Origin of the sequence: Luteimonas campi, from assembly GCF_051162505.1 — a bacterium.
Lineage (GTDB): Bacteria > Pseudomonadota > Gammaproteobacteria > Xanthomonadales > Xanthomonadaceae > Luteimonas.
Window position 1 is genome coordinate 571,934 of record NZ_JBNWEM010000003.1, and the last position, 17,995, is coordinate 589,928.

At 66.0% G+C, this 17,995-nt stretch carries 13 protein-coding genes; 7 read left to right on the top strand and 6 right to left on the bottom strand.

The window, feature by feature from the left end:
* The first annotated feature begins 19 nt into the window (after positions 1 to 19).
* The 4 genes from ACQYVW_RS12510 (at position 20) to ACQYVW_RS12525 (ending at position 4,036) form a co-directional block, all read left to right on the top strand.
* Positions 20 to 1,288 (top strand): aspartyl/asparaginyl beta-hydroxylase domain-containing protein, encoded by a 1,269-nt coding sequence (locus ACQYVW_RS12510; protein WP_434947197.1) that lies wholly within the window; start codon positions 20 to 22, stop codon positions 1,286 to 1,288.
* Positions 1,289 to 1,349: 61 nt separating this feature from the next.
* Positions 1,350 to 1,796 carry a hypothetical protein gene (locus ACQYVW_RS12515; RefSeq protein WP_434932780.1) on the top strand — a complete coding sequence of 149 codons (447 nt, stop codon included), beginning with the start codon at positions 1,350 to 1,352 and terminating at the stop codon, positions 1,794 to 1,796.
* A gap of 9 nt (positions 1,797 to 1,805) precedes the next feature.
* Positions 1,806 to 3,500: a tetratricopeptide repeat protein gene (locus ACQYVW_RS12520; RefSeq protein ID WP_434932779.1), complete on the top strand. Its 1,695-nt coding sequence runs from the start codon at positions 1,806 to 1,808 to the stop codon at positions 3,498 to 3,500.
* Between the two features lie 191 nt (positions 3,501 to 3,691).
* Positions 3,692 to 4,036 (top strand): hypothetical protein, encoded by a 345-nt coding sequence (locus tag ACQYVW_RS12525; RefSeq protein WP_434932778.1) that lies wholly within the window; start codon positions 3,692 to 3,694, stop codon positions 4,034 to 4,036.
* A gap of 357 nt (positions 4,037 to 4,393) precedes the next feature.
* On the opposite strand, the gene ACQYVW_RS12530 is transcribed toward ACQYVW_RS12525, so the two are convergent.
* The 4 genes from ACQYVW_RS12530 to hslO form a co-directional block, all read right to left on the bottom strand.
* Positions 4,394 to 7,324, bottom strand: coding sequence for a TonB-dependent receptor domain-containing protein (locus tag ACQYVW_RS12530; RefSeq protein ID WP_434932777.1), 2,931 nt, complete (start codon positions 7,322 to 7,324; stop codon positions 4,394 to 4,396).
* A 392-nt stretch (positions 7,325 to 7,716) separates the two neighbouring features.
* Complete coding sequence (locus ACQYVW_RS12535; protein WP_434932776.1) at positions 7,717 to 10,731, bottom strand: TonB-dependent receptor plug domain-containing protein; 3,015 nt, start codon at positions 10,729 to 10,731, stop codon at positions 7,717 to 7,719.
* A gap of 176 nt (positions 10,732 to 10,907) precedes the next feature.
* A complete protein-coding gene (locus ACQYVW_RS12540) occupies positions 10,908 to 11,756 on the bottom strand; it encodes an XOO1806 family protein (RefSeq protein ID WP_434932775.1) in 849 nt (282 codons plus the stop codon).
* 111 nt (positions 11,757 to 11,867) lie between these two features.
* Positions 11,868 to 12,779 carry an Hsp33 family molecular chaperone HslO gene (gene hslO, locus ACQYVW_RS12545; RefSeq protein ID WP_434947198.1) on the bottom strand — a complete coding sequence of 304 codons (912 nt, stop codon included), beginning with the start codon at positions 12,777 to 12,779 and terminating at the stop codon, positions 11,868 to 11,870.
* Between the two features lie 82 nt (positions 12,780 to 12,861).
* Here hslO and mtgA point away from each other — a divergent pair, with 82 nt between their 5' ends.
* From mtgA to ACQYVW_RS12560, 3 genes are all read left to right on the top strand, one after another.
* Positions 12,862 to 13,620, top strand: a complete 759-nt coding sequence (gene mtgA, locus ACQYVW_RS12550) for a monofunctional biosynthetic peptidoglycan transglycosylase (protein WP_434932773.1) — start codon at positions 12,862 to 12,864, stop codon at positions 13,618 to 13,620.
* Between the two features lie 179 nt (positions 13,621 to 13,799).
* On the top strand, positions 13,800 to 14,828 hold the full coding sequence (locus ACQYVW_RS12555; RefSeq protein WP_434932772.1) for a glycosyltransferase family 2 protein: 1,029 nt from the start codon (positions 13,800 to 13,802) through the stop codon (positions 14,826 to 14,828).
* Positions 14,788 to 15,216, top strand: a complete 429-nt coding sequence (locus ACQYVW_RS12560) for a CBS domain-containing protein (protein ID WP_434947199.1) — start codon at positions 14,788 to 14,790, stop codon at positions 15,214 to 15,216. Before ACQYVW_RS12555 ends, ACQYVW_RS12560 begins: the two co-directional genes overlap by 41 nt.
* Before the next feature lie 7 nt (positions 15,217 to 15,223).
* Here ACQYVW_RS12560 and ACQYVW_RS12565 read toward each other — a convergent pair whose 3' ends face one another.
* Together ACQYVW_RS12565 and trhA are read right to left on the bottom strand one after the other, a co-directional pair.
* Positions 15,224 to 17,182 carry an AsmA family protein gene (locus tag ACQYVW_RS12565; RefSeq protein WP_434947200.1) on the bottom strand — a complete coding sequence of 653 codons (1,959 nt, stop codon included), beginning with the start codon at positions 17,180 to 17,182 and terminating at the stop codon, positions 15,224 to 15,226.
* A 77-nt stretch (positions 17,183 to 17,259) separates the two neighbouring features.
* Complete coding sequence (gene trhA, locus ACQYVW_RS12570) at positions 17,260 to 17,892, bottom strand: PAQR family membrane homeostasis protein TrhA (RefSeq protein ID WP_434947223.1); 633 nt, start codon at positions 17,890 to 17,892, stop codon at positions 17,260 to 17,262.
* Positions 17,893 to 17,995: the final 103 nt, after the last annotated feature.

Genomic DNA, 17,995 nt, shown 5'->3' on the forward strand with positions numbered 1-17,995 from the left:
GCGGGCACGGGGAGGGCGCGTGGACGGGCAACTGTCGTCGCTGGTCAACGCCGCGGGCGCCGCGGCGGCATCGGGTCGCTGGCAGGACGCCGAGAAGCTCTGGGGGCGGGTGCACGCGCTCGCGCCCGACCATGTGCAGGCGCTCTTCAGCCTGGGCGTGCACGCGTTCCAGCGGGGAGACGCGCGTGGTGCGCTGGAATTCCTGCAGCAGGCGCGCCAGCGTGCGCCCGGCGACCCGATGATCCTGCTGACCATCGGGCGCGTGCACCGCGAGTCCGGACGGCCCGAGCTGGAGTGGGGCGCGATCATCTCCGCGCTCGAGATCGATCCCTATTTCCTGCCGGGACTGCTGGGCAAGGCGGAATTTCTCGAACAGCAAGGCAAGCCCAGAGCGGCGGCCGCCGCGTTCCGCGATGTCCTCAAGGTGGCGCCAGCCGAAGCGGAGTGGCCACCCGCGCTGCGGCGACGGCTCGGCCATGCGCGTGAGGTGGTCGAGCGCGACACCGAGCAGCTCGTCGAGTATGTCGGGCACCAGGTCGCCGCGACACGCGCGACCATCGACCAGGTGCACGCTGCGCGCTGGGACGAGGCGGTGTCGATCCTTGCCGGAAGGACGCGCCCCTACCAGTCGCACTGCAATCAGCTGCAGGTGCCCCGCCTGCCGGCGATCACCTTCTATGACGACGCGTTGTTTCCGTGGATGCGCGAACTCGAATCGCGAACCGACGTGATCAAGGCCGAGTTGCAGGACATGCTGGCGCGCAAGGGCGAGGAGTTCGTACCGTACATCCAGTACCGTCCGGGCGACCCCGTCAACCAGTGGGACAAGCTCAACCACTCGCGCAACTGGAGCGGATTCCATCTCTATGCGCATGGCGAGCCGGTGGCAGAGCACCTGGCGCAGTGCCCGCGGACGGCGGAGGCGCTGGCGCTGGTGGATGCGGTCGAGATTGCGGGGCTGTGCCCGAATGCGATGTTCTCGGCACTGGCGCCTGGCGCCCATATCCCGCCGCACACCGGTGAGACCAATGCGCGACTGGTCGCCCACCTGCCGCTGGTCGTCCCGGAAAAGTGCAGCTACCGCGTCGGCTTCGACTGGCGGCAGTGGCGCGAGGGAAAGTGCTGGGTGTTCGACGACACGCTGGAGCACGAGGCGCGCAACGACAGCGACAAGATGCGCGTGATCCTCATGTTCGATGTGTGGAATCCGCTGCTCAGCCTGGAGGAGCGGGAAATGGCGACCGCATTGGCGGGTGCGATGCGCGATTGGCGCACCGGAAGCGAGTAGTTTGGTCCCGTGAATTATCCTGAGCTGTCCAGCGGAGTTGATGATGCCTAGGCGCTGTCTTTTGACGTTGCTCCTGTGGTTGCCCGCGTTGTCGCTGGCTGCGCAACAACCCACCCATGCCTGCACCAGCGTGGTCGAACCTGCCCAGAGACTGGCCTGCTATGACAAGGCCTTCCCGCCCCCCCCTGAAGTGAGCGAGGCGGCGACGGAGAGGGCACAAGCCAGTTTCGGTCTGGACAAGCCGAGGGAAACCCTGCGCAATCCAGGGCAGACGGTCGAGCAAGCAGACCCGGAACGTATCGAGAGCCGGGTGGTCAAGGTCGACTACGCCCACGGCGGCCAGCGAAGCTTCAGTCTCGAGAATGGGCAGGTCTGGAGGCAGGCCGAGGCCCGCAGCACTGGACACGTTCGTGCCGGCGACGTTGTCCAGGTGCGCAAGGCGATCATGGGTGGATACAGGCTGCTGACGCCGGATGGTGTGGGCCTGCGCGTAAGCCGGGCCCGCTGAGCGTCAGGAATGTCGCCGCTCCCCGCTAATAACCAGCCGTTGGGTACGGCGCAGGCAGGGCGCTTCCGGGAAGCGCGGAGTCTGCTGCAATCCGGACAGCATGCGCTGGCCTTGCCCATTGCCGAAGCATTGACGGAGCAGGCGCCGCACGCGGCGGATGCATGGCACCTGCTGGGGATATGCCTGGCGCACATCGGTCGCCACGCACACGCTGATGCCGCGTTCGAACGCGCGTTGAGACTGTTGCCTGGCGATGCAATGGTGTCGCGCAACTACGGGCTGAGCCTCGCCCGGCACGGCAAGGTGCTGCGTGAACAGGGTCAATGGAACGCCGCCGAAACCACGCTCCGCAAGGCGCTGGCGTTGGTGCCGGAACAGCCGTCTGCATGGGTCGACCTGGGCGTGGTGCTGCGGTTGCTGGGCCGCGTCGATGATGCGCTCGACGCGTACCGCCGGGCGGAGCGGATGCTGCGCCAACGCGGCGAAGTTCCGCCAGAACTGCAGGACGCGATCAACGGCGTGCTGATCGACGCGGGTCGCATGGGCGAGGCGCTGGAGGGCGCACGCAAGCTAGTTGCCATGCACCCGGGCCATGCGCCCGCCCACGAGACGCTGAGCAACCTGCTGTGGGAGAACGGCACGCAACTGGCACCCGATGAGGACCCCTTGGCCACATTTCGCACGGCGGCAAACGCAAAGCCCGGCAATCGTGCCCTGCAGCTGGGCTTGGCGCGGATGCTGTTGGCGACAAGTCGCGCAGAAGAAGCCTTGGAGCTGCTGCAACCGCTGCGCAAGCGAGAACCCGACGACGCGTTGCTGAGCTGGTTCGCGGCCGACGCCTTTGATGCCCTACAGGAGCGAGAACAGGCATCGGTGTTGTACTCCGCAGTGGCGGACGGCGAACTGGGGCGGTTGCCCGAGTTTCTCAATGCAAGAGCGCGCCACGCGTTCCGCGTCGGGGATATCGGTTTGGCCGCAAGCTGCGCGGAGAAGGCAGTCGAGCTCGACCCCTCCGGTCAGGAAGGCTGGAGCCATCTGGCCACGGCATGGCGGCTGGCGGGCGATGAGCGGGAGCATTGGCTCTGCGATTACGACAGGCTGGTGGGCTTCGTCGAAGTGCCGACGCCCCGTGGTTTTGCGAGCCGGTCGGCATTCCTGCAGGCGCTGGCCGAAACTCTGGAGGCCATGCACAACGCCACGCGTGAGCCCATCAACCAGAGCGTGCGAGGCGGTACGCAGACGGCAGGCCAGCTGTTTGGACGCGATCTTGCGATCATCCACGCCACCGAAGCGGCCCTGCGTGCGGCAATCGAGAGTTGGCTCGTCACCCTGCCCGATGATCCACTTCATCCGTTCCTCTCGCGCAGGCGGCGCAGTGTGGATTTCGTGACCTCATGGTCGGTGCGGCTGCGGTCATCGGGGCATCACTCCAACCATATCCACCCCAAGGGGTGGGCAAGCTCCGCCTTCTACGTTTCGCTACCCAGCTGTGTGCGCGACCCCGATGCTGGGGACCGTGCCGGGTGGATCCAGTTCGGACAGCCGCTGGAGAGCCTGAGGCTGTCCCTGCCGCCGCGTCGCCTGGTCCATCCCAGACCAGGGTACGTAGCTCTGTTTCCGTCCTACATGTGGCACGGCACCGTGCCGTTCGACGGTCGTGAATCGCGCCTGACCATTGCCTTCGACATGCAGCCGAAGGCATAGCGTGCGTTTCGTGGCGTGGCGGACAACGGCGGCTTGTCGGGAGCGAGGGCCATGTCCGGCACCGAAATTGGTCCGCCATGGTCGCCACGCGTCGATCACAGCGGTATAAATGGTGCCTAGGAGCGTGCTGGCCACAACTGGCGTCCTCCTCCCTTTGCCGACGGACTCCAGCAACTACCAAGGACACCGCTATGCGCGTCAATCACATTGGCTCCATCCGCTATCCTCGGATTTCCGGGGCAGGGCCGCGATGGCGGCGGCATATCGGCTATGCGCTGGTCGCGGCCGTGACCATGAGCTTGCTGTCCGTCGGGCTGGCGATGGCGCAGGAGGCTGGAGCGGAGGCTGCCCAAGCTCCCGCAGTTCCCGTGCCCGGCAAGAACGGGAAGATCTGCCAACATGAAGACGTCACTGGCAGCCGGATGAAGAAGCGCGTGTGCCACACGCCTGAACAGTGGGAGGCGCGCGAGCGCGCGGCCAGGGACATGGTGCGTGAACTCGACCGCAAGTCGCCTGGGGGTCCCAGGGACGAATAAGCGCAAGGATTTGGAATCTCCCCTTCCAACCTGGAGTTCCCTCTTTCATGCGTGGCCGCTGCTGGGTCGCGCCGCTGCATCCCGTGCCGGCTTGGCGCATACGTCGTACCGGTCTGCTAGCAAGCAGATGTCCGGCCGCGCTGCTCCAGCGGCGCGGCCCTACCGAATGATCCGACCTGGTCGCGTCCGGTTTCCTTGCCGATCATGACCGCCTGCACCCCGGGAATTTGCCCCGGGCAACGCTGCAATCGGCAGGAGAATCTGCCTGTCGCGGCCGAGCAGCAATGCAAAAAGCAAAAAAAGCGGCGGGCCGAAGCCCGCCGCTTGATCTTGCCTTGAAACGATATCCTGCTTCGATCAGAACTTCAGCGAGATGCTGCCGAAGACGTAGCGACCGACCTGATCGTAGCCGCCGAGGGCGTTGGCGTTGGCCGAAAGGCCGCTGTCGCCGGAGAACGGCGGTTCCTTGTCGAGCACGTTGTTCACACCCAGGGTGACCGTCGCCTGGCCGAAACTCACACTGCCGTTGAGGTCCAGGTAGTTGTAAGAAGGCACGCCGTTATCCAGCCAGATGACGCGGTCGTCATCGGTGAGCGCGCTGCCATCCACGTCCCTGTAGTCCATGCCATCGATGAAGCGCCAGCGCAGGCCAATTCCATAACGGTCCCAGCCATACCGCACCGAGGCAATGCTGCGCAGCTCCGGTGTCTGGCACAGCCGGGTCTCGTTGACCAGGCCCGTGCAGTCGTAAGCGGTGCTGGGCTGCCCTGCCAACGTCTGGGTGAAGTCGTCCAGCACGTAGTTGGCCGCAAGACTGGTCGTCAGACGACCCGCTCCCAGAGCGAACGAGTAGTTCGCCGCGAAGTCGAGGCCAGACCTCTTGTAGATGCCGATATTGTCCGGAAGATTGTTGATGTTGCCGGACAAAGGGTCGGACGCCAGGCCGACAAAGAGGTCGTACTGGCCGGCACGGGCGTCGCGGTGGATGCGATCGCAATACAGGCTCTGTTCCATGCAGAGGATCTGAATGGTGTTGTACCCGATGCCACCGATCGCATCTTCGATCTCCACCCGGTACCAGTCGAGCGAGATATTCAGGTCGTCAATCGGTTCCACCGCGAACCCGACGGTGTAGGTGTCTGCTACTTCCGGTGCCAGGTTCGGGTTGCCGCCAGTCGTGTTGTAGTACTGGTTGGCCTCGTTGGCAGGAACGTTGCCATACACGCTGAGCGGGACACCGGTACGTGCACACTGCTCCGCCGTGTAGCTGGGATTCTCACCGGCACAAAGGTCGGTGCCGCCAGTGTTGAGGGCAATCCGTTGCGTGTAGTAGAGGTCGTTCAGGCTCGGAGACCGGACGGCGCGGTTGTATCCGGCGCGTAGCAACAACTTGTTGTCGAAAAACGTGCCGCTGAGGCCGAACTTGTAAGTATCGTAGTTGCCGGTGGTTTCGTCATCCGAATAGCGGTAGCCGAGTGAAGCGTCGAAGCGGTTGAAAGCACCGTCGCCCACGTAGATCGGCAGCGCCGCCTCGAGGAAGAAGTCGTTCACGGTGTTGGATGCATTCACCGGAAGGCTGGCTGCACCGGCGCCCGCGAAATTGCCCGCCGCGGAGTCGGTATCATACTCGGTGTAATAGGAATAGTCGCGGCGCTCCATGCCGACTGCCAAGCCGACCTCTTCACCATCCGCAGTGGGGAAGCCGAAGCCCAGGTAGCCGTTGGCCTCGGCGGAGAACGCGCGATAACTGGTCTTATACACGGCAAAGCTAGTGCCGGCCATGGCCTGCGCCGCTTCCGGCGAAATCTCGCCCGTCCAGATGTCATACGGCTCGCAACCTTGGAACGTGCCGTAGGTTGGGTCCACGCAGCCCAGCGCGGCGGCCGAGATTCGCGAGATCAGGAAGTCGTTCTTACCGATGTCGACCGTCTTGGTCTTGCCGGAAAGCAGCGACAGGTCGTAGGTCCACGACGAATCGAACAGGGACCCCCGCACGCCAGCGGTGATGCGGTGGGTGTTGTCATCGGCACTGCTGATACGCGGGCCGCCCTCGACGTTGCGCTTCCACAACGCGATCTGCGCAACATCGGTGGTGACGCCCGCATCAGCGCACAGGCTGCCGATCCGTTCGTTGCCGCAGTTCACCAGAATCGGCACGCCGAAAGCACCAGATTCGGCGATCTGGACTTCGGAGTTGCGCTCGAGAAACAGCGCTTCGATATAGGGCTCGAAGTACTCGTTGATCTCATAGCTGCCCATGAATCCCGCAGTAATACGCTTATCGGGACGCTGGTAGAAGTTGATCGGCGCGTAATTGTAGAGGTAGACGCCGTTTTCGTACCCACTGCCGTTATAGACGTAATTGGCATTGGTGCCAGTCGGCCACGGGATCACTCCGATCTGATTCTCGCCATCTTCGTCTACAAACGGGCCGTACTCGTTGACCACGAAGCGGGCCGGGTCGGCCGTGCCGGAGCCACCACATACCGGCGCGTCATAAAACACCGAGCAGTGGGAGTAGTCGCGCTGACCGTGATAGAGAGCATCGTTCTCGCGCCAGGTCAGCCAGCCGACCGCGTGGCCCCTGTTCTCGGCAAAGCTGCCGCCCACTACCAGGTCGGCGTTGCGGCTGATGCCGTCGAAGCCGGAATTGCCGCTTGGTGCCTCATAGCCCGCATCTTCGTTGAGGCCCTGCCAATACTCGTTGTCGTTGTCGTGCTGGTAGGCCGAATAGCCGAAGTTCAGGTGGACGCCTTCGAACTTGTCGTCAAGCACGAAGTTGACCACGCCGGCCACAGCGTCTGCGCCGTAGATCGCCGAAGCACCGCCGGAGAGGATGTCGACACGCTTGATGAGTGCCGCCGGGACGATGGACGGATCGGTAACTTCGTTGCGGCTCGCCGGGAGGCGACGGCCATTGACCAAGGTCAGCGTGCGCTGCGGGCCCAAGCCGCGCATCGAGACGGTGGCGTGCCCGTAGGAGCCGTTGTTCTCGAAGTTGTCGAAACTCAGGTCGACCTGCGGGTACTGGTTGACCAGGTCCTCCACCGTAGTGGCGCCGTACTGCGTGAACTCCTCCGCGGTGATTTCCGTGATGGGGCTGGAGGCCGTAAAGGTCTGACTCTTGATGCGAGAGCCGGTGACGGTGATGGTGTCAAGGCTCGTCGGGGTCTGCTGATCGGCTGTGGCGTCTTGGGCGAACGCGGAGCCAGTGCCCACGAGCACAACAGCGCTGGTCGCAAGTGAAAAGGCGATCGCATCGCGGAGCTTGTGTCTCTTCAATCTCATCTCTCTCTCCAGTGGACTTGGGTAACCACAAACCAGGCCGGGGAGTCAACAATGACGCCAAGATCGGCAAGGTTGCGCCCGATACTACGCCCTGTGAATCGAGAATTAAAGAGTCGTTAATTGGTCCTCAGCACCGGAGTCGTTCAGGCTGCGAGGGGTCTTCCGTTGCGACCTCCCTGGCCGAGCCGGACTAATAGGGGTGCCCCGCGTTCCGTGGGGATGCTTGCCAGGACGCAACCTGACGCGGGTCCCCGGATGGCGCGTAACCCCGGAAAGCCGGGTCGAGCGCATAGAAGTGTGTGCCGAGCGGAAACGGCACGGGCTCACGAACCCCAAAAAACTGCGGCCCCTTTCGGGGCCGCAGTAACTTGCTGATTATCCAGCCAAGTCCATCAGAACTTCTGGGTGTACTTCATGTAGACGAAGCGGCCGATGTCGAACGCACCGTTATAGGTGAAGTCGCCATTGGTGGCGACATAGGTCACCGGGCCTTCGTGGTTGAACACGTTGTTGGCGCCCACCGCGATGACTGCATTCCAGGGTGCGTTGTAGCGGATCTGCAGATCGTGGAAGGTGTTCGAACCAATCAGGCGACGGCGGGAGATCTGGGAGGCAGGCGTCACGCCGTCCGCCAGATAGGCACCCGTAGGCGCATAGGTGATCTCATCACACTCGAGATTGGGCTCGGTCGAACCGGGGACGAAGTACGTGCAGTTCTCCTTGGTCCGGGAGTAAAAGCGCGCATTCCAGCTCGCACCCCAGTCGCCCATGCTCCAGTTCAGTCCGGTGTTGGATCGGATCCGGTGGTTGCCGCCAAAGCTGACCGAGGACAGCGGCACGCGAGGATCATTCGTGCTCAGCAGTACATCGCTGACCGTGTAGGTGGTGTTCGAGGTCAGGACGAAGTCACCAAACGAGCCGGTCTCGAACCTGTAGTTCCAATCGAAATCGAAGCCTTCCACCTCACGATAACCGGCATTCCGGAAGCCGAAACGCAGGTTGGTGACGTAGCCTTGTACCGGGTCTCGGGTGAAGAGCAGGTCGGAGCAGCGGCTGGAAATCCCTTGGACGTAGCAGTCGTTGAGCATCAGGGTCGGCGTGTCGCCCACAATGGTGTTCTCTACGCGGATGTTCCACCAGTCAAGCGCAACGTTGAAGCCGGGCAGGAAGTCCGGGCTGTAAACCAGGCCAACGGTCTTGGACTCGGACTCTTCCGCCGTCAGCGTCGGATTGCCGGCGCTGGAGAAGAACGGAACTGGTGTCTGGACCGAAGGACCCACCGAAGGAACGAAGCCCTGCTGCAGCTGCCGGAACGTTGCGGCGATCGCGCCCATGTCCGCGGTGCACGCAGCCAGGACGGTGGGGTTGCTGGCCGCAGCGCCGTACACGGTGTCGCACGGATCGGCGAAAGTCGCGAAGGTCTGGGACCCGCCGCCGTACAGGTCGAGGATCGTCGGCGTGCGGAAGCCCTCCGCCCAGGTGGCACGGACCAGCAGCGATTCGATCGGGCGCCACTTGAGGCCCACCTTGCTGTTGGTGGTGTCGCCGAACAGGTCGTAATCCGAGTAGCGGGTCGCAACGTCCAGCGTCAGCTCATTGGCACCGACGATGTCGCGAAGCAGCGGAACACTCAGCTCAAGATAGACTTCGTCCACATTGTAGCTGCCGCGCGTCGGCTTGCTGGCCAGTCCGGAGGTCTCGGCCATGATTTTCAGCGCATCCGCCTCGAACTCGCCCTTCTCCTTGCGGGTTTCCACGCCGGCTGCGAATGCCAGCTCACCAGCGGGCAGGGTGAACAGACTGCCCGTCACGTTGGCCGACCAGACCGTGGTGCTGGTCTTGCCGGTGTCGTGGTAGATGGGGAACAGACGATCGATCAGCACATCGTTGCCGGTCAACGCGTTCGGCCCGGTCACGCCGGAGTGCAGGAAGGGGTTCCACGGCAGGCAAGCAGACAGGGCAATCGGGTCGGCGGCGGTACCGCACTGCACCACGCCGTCCGCATTGAGGAAGGACGGTCCGACCGCCGCACGCAGCGGCGACAAGGCGATATCGCCCCGGTCGCTGCGGGTCAGGCGGTTCTCGTTGAACATATAGCTCACGTCCCAATCGAAATACCGCTCGCCGACTTCGAAGCTGCCTTCGAATGCGCCGGTGAAGCGATAGTTGTCCGTAGTGGTGGTGGAGCCGCGCGGCACTTCCCAAAGGCGACGCCACCAGTTGCTGATATCGGCGCCGGTCGGATTGAAGTAGCTGTCCGCGTCGACAACAACGCCGAAGGTGGGGCCCTGGAAAGGATAGCCTGCGATCGAGCGTTCCGTGGTCCGGTTGTTGTAGGCCAGGTTCGTGCGGAAGCGTACGTTGTCGCTCAAGTCGTAGGTTCCGTCGAGGAACAGCGACTTGTACTCACGCGGAGTGCGCAGGTACATCTGCTCGTTGCTGTTGCTCTTGTGCAGGGTGCTGCCCGGGGTGCAGCCGCTCGCGTTGCAGCTGCCCACACTCTGATCCTGCGCGATATAGCTAGTGGGCAGAGTCGGGTCGCCGACCCCGTCCCAGACCACGCGCACGCCAGGATTTGGATTAGTAGCGGTGGGAGCGGGGAACGTGATGCCGGGGAAGAGCGCGCGGTTGGAATAGCTGGCAACGAAGCCGCCGTACTCGCCGACGGTCGTCCAGCTGTCGGTTGGGTGGAGGTAGGAGCGCGGATAGGCACTGTACGGGCGGTCCTTGGCCCACACGCCGTCTTCCTCGCCCCATTCGGCCGCGATAGTCAGGCTCGAGCGCTCCCCGGTCACGCCCAGCACCATGTCGCCCCGCAGGGTATCGCCGTCGCCCTCATCGTACTGGCCGAAGTAGACCGAACCCTGCACGCCGTCGAAACCGGTACGGGTAATCAGGTTGACCACGCCCGCGATCGCGTCGGAACCGTAGATCGCCGAGGCACCATCCTTGAGCACTTCGATGCGCTCGATGGCAGCCGCCGGAATCAGCGAAATGTCAGCCAGACCGCTGGTGGTGATGCCAAGGCGCTTGCCGTTGAGCAGGACGAGGCTGCGCTCCGCGCCCAGGTTGCGCAGGCTGACGAAGGTGCCGCCGTTGCCTTCACCGGCGGAAAGCGCGTTCGCGCGGCTGATCGGGGGAGAGCCCAGGACCGGCAGGTTCTGCAGGATGTCGCCCACCGTCTGGAAGCCCATCCGGTCGATGTCCTCGCGGGACACCTGCACCACCGGAGCGGGGGTGGCCAGATCCACCTGGCGGATGCGCGAACCAGTGACCTGGATGCGGTCGAGTTCAGTTGTCTGCTGTCCCTCTTGGGCGAATGCGACACCGGTGCCGGCCACGGCAGTCGCGCTCGCGGCAATGGCGAAACAAATCGCATTGCGGAGCTTGCTGGTCTTCAGGTTCATGCGGTCTCTCTCTCAGTGATCTCTAAGGAACCTCGCGGAGGCGTCAACGTGGACACCAAGTTCGGCAAGGTTGCGCCCGATACTACAAGGCCGAGGAGAGAAATTAAAGTGTCGTTAACATTTCGACTGAATTGCGTGATGACCCGTCGAAATGGCAAGGAAATGCACGCCAGCGATCAGAGATCCTGCTCGTACCGCACGTAGGGCACGGCCCCCTCGTCGTTCGTCTCACCATTTGGTGAGAAGGGGTTGCGGCCGCGCGTCACCACGTTCTCGGCGCCGACCGTCAACTGGCCGCTCCAGGGGGTGCGCCACGTGACGCCAAGCCCCAGTCCTTCGAAGCGGGGCTGGCCGGGGGTTTCGATGACCCGGCCGATGACGTTGGCGCTGAAAGCACCATAGCCACCGCCGACCGACAGGCTCCTGCTGCTCCAGCGGTCGCTGATGTCTGCGGGCGCCTCTGAGAACGGGATCAGGGTGGCCTTGGCCACGGTGCCGGCGATGGTCACGTAGGCCGCATCGCCGATGTTCTTCTGGGCGAAGACGGTCAGGTCGTTGAGGTCGAGCTGCGGGTTGCCGCTCGCATTGCCGCGGGTCATCCAGGCGGGCAGGTTCTGGCTGCCCTGGCCGACGGTGACCCCGAAGCCTCCACCGGGGCGCTGGAACGCCGCAGTGGCGCTGGCGTTGCGGTTACCGCCGTTTTCGTCCAGCGAGGCGAGCTGGCAGTTGTCCACCAGGCTGCTGACCGCGCTGAAAACGCCGCTCCGCTGGTTGCAGAGCAGGGCCAGCGAACTGCCGGCCCGCAGGCCGAAGCTGGCGTCCAGCGAATCGTCGCCGGCGCGCCAGCGCGTGCCTGCGCGATTGCCACCCGTAGGCTCCAGCAGAAGATAGGCCTGGACCTTGCCGCTGCTGTGATCGACCACCGGAAGCACGGCCTGATCCCGCTTGCCCTGCGCATGCGCGCCCGCGGCCAGGCCGAGGCCAAGCAGCAGTGCGGTCAACAGTCGGGCGGGATGGCGTGCCATGGGAGTGCTATCGACCCGCCGCAGTGGCGGGAGTTCCCTCTATAGACGGAAGACGAGCCTAGCGCGTTTATGTTTATTTAACAATCCATCTCTCACAGGATTCCTGTACGCTCACTGAACCCGTTCGGGTGCCTCGGTGTCAACCATTTCATCCGCAAGCAGCGCTTCGACCTCGCCCGGGTCGAATGCGTAGCGCTCCCCGCAGAACTCGCAGCGCACCCTGGCTGCGCCATCAATCACGGCGGCGCGCGCTTCTTCGGCGCCCAGCGAGCGCAGCATGCCGGCGACGCGTTCGCGCGAGCACGAGCAGCCGAAGGCCAGATCCCGCCCGCCCAGGGCCTGCACGCCCTCTTCGTGGAACAGCCGCAACAGCAGGGTCTGCGCATCCGTGGCCAGCAGCTCGTCGGCACCGAGGGTGTCGAACAGGGCACCGGCCCGCGCCCATCCGTCCGTATCGCCCTCGTCCCCGGGCAGCTTCTGCAGCAGCAGCCCGGCCGCGTGGGAGTCGTCGGCCGCCAGCAGCAGGCGGGTGGGCAACTGTTCGGACTGGCGGAAATAGTCCTCGAATGCGCCCGCCAGGGAATCCGCCTCCAGAGGCACCAGCCCCTGGTAGCGCGCCGGCTCGCGGCCGCGGATGCCCGGGTTCTCGATGGTGATGGCCAGGACGGCGCCATCGCCGAGCTCGCGCAGGTCGCGCGAGATCGTGCTGGCATCGTCTTCCGCCAGGCGGGCGATTGCGCGCAGCGTGCCGGCGGCCGTGCACTCGGCGAACAGGGTGCGCAGGCGGTGCCGGCCGCGCAGTTGCACCGAGAGCCGGCCCTCGACCTTGACGTGCCCGGTGAACAGGGCCGAGGCCGCCACCGCCTCGCCCAGCATTTCGGAGACGGCGGCGGGGTAGTCGTCGCTGCTGCGGATCCGCTGCCAGGCGTCCTGCAGGCGCACGTGCACGCCGCGCACGCCGGCGCCGGGCAGAAGGAAGCGGGTCAGCCGGTCGTTGCCGGCGGGGGAGGGGAGATCGGTCATCGTTCGCTTCGGGCCTGCGCTGCGTGGTCGAATAGTGGCGACGCGGATGTCGCGTCCTAGTCGAGATTGGGGCGAACCGAAGATGCCGCAAGCCTTCCCCGGAGACCCGCCGTCCCCTGCCGGTCGCCGTCCTCGCCGCAGATGGCTGCGGCGCCTGTTCTGGCTGCCGGTCTGGCTGCTGGCGTTCAGCGTGCTGCAGGTGGCCTTGCTGCGGTTCGTGGACCCGCCCTTCTCTGCGTTCATGGCCATCCGCCAGGTCGATGCCTGGATGCAGGGCGAGGGCGGTTTCCGCGTCGCCTACGACTGGCGCGACCTGGATGCCATGGCGCCGTCGCTGCCGGTTGCGCTGATCGCGGCCGAGGACCAGAACTTTGCCGTCCATTCCGGGTTCGACCTGGCGGCGATCGAACATGCGCGCAAGCGCAACGAGCGTGGGGGGCGCCTGCGCGGTGGCAGCACGATCAGCCAGCAACTGGCCAAGAACCTGTTCCTGTGGCAGGGGTCGAGCCCGCCCTCGCGCTGGCTGCGCAAGGGCGTCGAGACCTGGTACACCGTGCTCATCGAACTGCTGTGGCCCAAGCGCCGCATCCTGGAGGTCTACGCGAACGTCGCCGAATTCGGCGACGGCGTGTACGGAGCGCAGGCGGCCGCGCGCAGTTTCTTCGGCCGCGACGCCTCGGCGCTCGGGGCCGCGCAGAGCGCGCGCCTCGCTGCGGTGCTGCCCAGTCCCAAGCGCTACAGCGCCGCCAGTCCTGGACCCTATGTCCAGCGGCGCACGCGGGCGATCGAGCGCAACATGCGGCAGATCGGCGGCAACGCCTATCTCGAATCCCTGGACTGAGCGACCGGCGGCCGCTGTCCGCGGCAGGCCCGGCCATGCGTACGCGGCGCGCGGCATCCGCCCGGCGCCTGCCCATCCAGGACTGCGACCCGGACAAGAGGCTGCACGGACAGGCCAGGCCGTCGCCACGGCTCGGCGCCACTGCGGAACCTGACGCCGGCTCGGCTAGGATGCGCGCCATGAACCATGAACTGCTGACCGTCGTGATCGCGGCGAGAGACGAAGCCCAGGCGCTGCCGCTGCTGCATGCGCGGCTGGCGCGCGTGCTCGATGCGCTGGCGGCGGATCGGGTCGAGGGCCGCATCCTGTACGTGGACGACGGCAGCCGCGACGGCACCTGGGACGTGATGCGCGGGCTGGCCAACGGCGATCGCCGCGTGGCGCTGCTGCGACTGTCGCGCAACTTCGGCAAGGAGGCGGCGCTGACCGCGGGCCTGGACCGCGTGGAAGACGGAGCCGCCATCATCCTCGATGCCGACGGCCAGGATCCGCCCGAGCTGTTGCCGCAATTCGTGGCGCTGTGGCGGCAGGGCTACGATGATGTGTACGGCATGCGCGAGCAGCGCGACGGCGAGGGCTGGCTCAAGCGGGCGAGCGCGCACCTGTTCTATCGCGTGATCCAGCGGCTGTCGAATACACCCATTCCCACCGATACAGGCGATTTCCGTCTGCTCTCGCCGCGCGCACTCGCGGCATTGCGGCAGTTGCGCGAGCGCCACCGCTTCATGAAGGGGCTGTTCGGCTGGATCGGCTACAACCGCGTGGCGCTGCCGTACCGGCGCGAGGCGCGCGTGGCCGGGCGCAGCAAGTTCAACCTGTGGAAGCTGTGGAACTTCGCGCTGGAGGGCATCACCAGCTTCTCGACCGCGCCGCTGCGGCTGGCGACCTACCTCGGACTGGGCGTGGCGATGCTGGCTTTCGTCTACGCCATGGTGATCGTGGCCAAGGCGCTGTTCTATGGCGACCCGGTCGCGGGCTGGCCGACGATGATGTCGGTGATCCTGTTCCTGGGCGGGGTGCAACTGGTGGCGCTGGGGCTGATCGGCGAGTACCTCGGCCGCCTCTACGAGGAATCCAAGCAGCGTCCGCTCTACCTGGTCGACGACTGGCGCCCGGCGTCCACCGGAGTATCCTCCGTGGCATCGCAGCCAACGGGAGGGAAGCGCCATGCGTACGGTGCGTCATCTGCTGGAAGCCAAGACGGCTGATCTGTTCGCCGTCGCCCCCGATGCCCCGGTCATCGATGCGATCCGGCTGATGGCGGTGAAGGGCATCGGCGCGGTGCTGGTGATGGATGGTGCGCGTCTGGTGGGCATCCTGTCCGAGCGCGACTACGCGCGAAAGGTGGTGCTGGAAGGGCGCTCGTCGAAGGACACGCCGGTCAGCGCGATCATGACGCGGGAGGTGGTGACCGTCGGCGTCGACCATGGCGTACCCGCGTGCATGCAGATCGTCACCCGCAACCGCATCCGCCACCTGCCCGTGCTGGAAGACGGCGAGGTCGTGGGCATGATCTCGATCGGCGACCTGGTGGCGGCCGTGATCGAGGACCAGCAGCACGAACTGGACCAGCTGCAGCGCTACATCGCCGGCTGAGGCGGCGTCACTTGGCGTAGTCGCCGCCGCAGTCGCTGTCCTCGCCCGGGCCCAGCTCGAGGGTCGCCAGCAGTGCGGCCGGCGGGGCGATGCTGCCCAGCGCCAGCGCGAAGGCGCCGCGCAACCCCAGGCGCGCGAAATCGGGACGGAAGCTGGGATCGGCGAACGTGCCGCCCACGTGCAGCGGCGAGCGCAGGGCGAGGATGCTGCGATCCTTCGGCCGCGGCCGAAGTTCCAGGTCGAGGGTTTCCTCGCCGAGGTCGATCTGGCCCTGGCCGACGATGAGCGTGTCGGTGGTATCGAAGGCGAGTGCCCGCGAATCCATCACCCCCTGTTTCACGCCGAAATCGGCGAAGGCGCAGCGCACGGGCACCTTGCGGTCCTTGCCGATCAGGTACTTCACCGCCTCGTAGATGTCGATGCCCGCCACTTCGACCAGCAGGTTGCTGATCTCGCCGCGACCCATGCCGACCGCGACGTCGCCATCGGCCGTGGCCAGCATCGCGGCCACGGAATTGCCGGTGCCGGCCAGGTTGAAGCTGCCGCCCAGCCGGCCGACCGTGTCTTTGGCCAGTTCCACGTCGGGGAACAGCTGCGACAGCTCCACCCGCCGCACCTCGGCCTTGAGCTGTGTATGGATGGTGTCGCGGCGCGCGTCCATGCGGATGTCGGCGCGGATGTCGCCGCCGGCAACGCCGAAGTTGAGCGGCGCCAGTCGCACCATGCCGGCCTCGAGCAGCAGGTGGGCATCCATGTCGTCCAGCGGCAGCCTGGGCGCGTTGATGCGGCGCGCGCGCAGGCGCACGTCCGCGTCCATGGAACGCAGCTTCTGCAGTTCGTAGGGGCGCGAGGGCAGCACCTTGCCCCGCGCGGCCTGCTCGGCGGCCTGGGCGGCCAGCGCCGGGTCGAGTTTCTCTCCCTCGGGGTCCGGCGCGCCGCCGACGAAGCCGGCCAGGTCGTCGAAGTCCAGCCGGTTGGAAACCAGATCGGCCTTGAAGAACAGGCGCTCGCCCCCGGTGGTGATCGCGGCGGACCCGCCGAGGTCGCTCTGGCCCACCTCGCCGGTGAATGCGTCGTAGTGCCAGGTGTTGCCGTCGCGGGTCAAGCGACCGTCGATCGAATAGGGCGGCGAGTCGGGCAGTGCCAGCCCCAGCAGCGGGTAGAGGTGTGCCAGGTTGCGGCCGGCCAGCGCGAACTCGAGATCGAAGTCGCGCAGGCGGAACGGGTCGATCAAGCTGCCGCGGGCATGGGCATGGGTGGCGCCGGCGCGCGCGCGCAGGTCGAGGCGATAGGGCCGCTCGGTGTCCTGCAGTTCGAGCGGCGATTCGGCGCTGCCCTCCAGGCTGAACTCGTTGCCGCTCCAGCTGCCCTCGCCCTTCAGCGCGATGGACGGCGCCGCACCGGCCTGGGCGGCCTCCTCGCTGGACAGCCGGATGTCGATGGCGGTCTCGCTGCGCGCATCGTCGAAGCGCAGGCGTCCCTGGTCGACCCACAGGCGCCGCAGCTGCAGCGGTTCGCCGCCATCGTCCTGGAAGCCGAAGTCCCAGTTGCCCGGGCTGCCGTCGGGGCCGGTTTCCAGGCGCACATCGGGCCGCACCAGGCGCAGTTCTGGCAGGCGCAGCTTGCCGACGAGCAGCGGCCAGAACTCGAACTGCAGGGCGAGGCGGTCGGCGGTCGCCATCTGGGCCTGGTCGGACCACTCCGCATTGCCCAGGCGTAGTCCATCGGCGGTGACCGTGGTGACGCGGCCCAGATCCACATCGAGGTCGCCGGCGATCTCGAACTCGCGCCCCGTACGCGCCTCGACCACGCGCTCGACCGGTCCCTTGAACCAGTTCCAGTCCCAGAACAGCACCAGCAGCACCACCACGGCCGCGAGCGCCCCGAGGATCGTGAGCGTGCGCCGCGAGGGGCGGCGAAGCCGGCGCGGGGTGGTCGCGGGCGCTGGACTTGGGCTGGTCGACATCGCGCAAGGGTTGCGCGAGCCGCGTCATCCTCGCGCGAAAGCGCTGCGAAGGGTTCAGCTTCGCGAAACCCTCGTGCTCAGGCGCGCGGTACCACCTGGGCCAGCACCGCCACGTAGTGGCAGACGCTGCCGCCGATGCAGAACAGGTGCCAGATGGCGTGCGCGTAGGGAATCGACTCGCGGTGATAAAAGAAGGTGCCCAGCGTGTAGAACGCGCCGCCGGCGATCAGCCAGCCGAACGTCCAGCCATCGAGCGTGGCCATCACCGGCTTGATCGCCACCAGCACCAGCCAGCCCATCGCCAGATAGATCAGGGTGGACAGCCGCTTGAACCGGCCGGTGTAGAACAGTTTGAACACCACGCCCGCGAGCGCCAGGGTCCAGATGGCGGCGAACAGGCTCCATCCCCAAGGGCCGCGCAGGCCGATCAGGGTGAACGGCGTGTAGGTACCGGCGATCAGCAGGTAGATCGCGCAATGATCGAAGACCTTGAGCCGCCCCTTGGCGACCGGATGCTGGATGGCGTGGTAGAGCGTCGACGCCAGGTACAGCAGCAGCAGGGTCACGCCGAACACGATGGCCGCACCCAGCTGCCAGCCATCGCCGTGGATCGCGGCCAGCGTGATCAGCACCGCGCCGCCGGCCAGTGCGGCGGCGGCGCCGAAGCCGTGGGTCAGCGCGCTGGCGATCTCGTCGCGCAGGTGGGACAGGCGCGCCGCGCGCCTGCGGGCGCGCGACTGGCGGAGCTCGCTGTGGGGGGTACTCACCCCCGTACGTTACCGCATCGACGCCGACCGTGGCTGTCGACGCCCT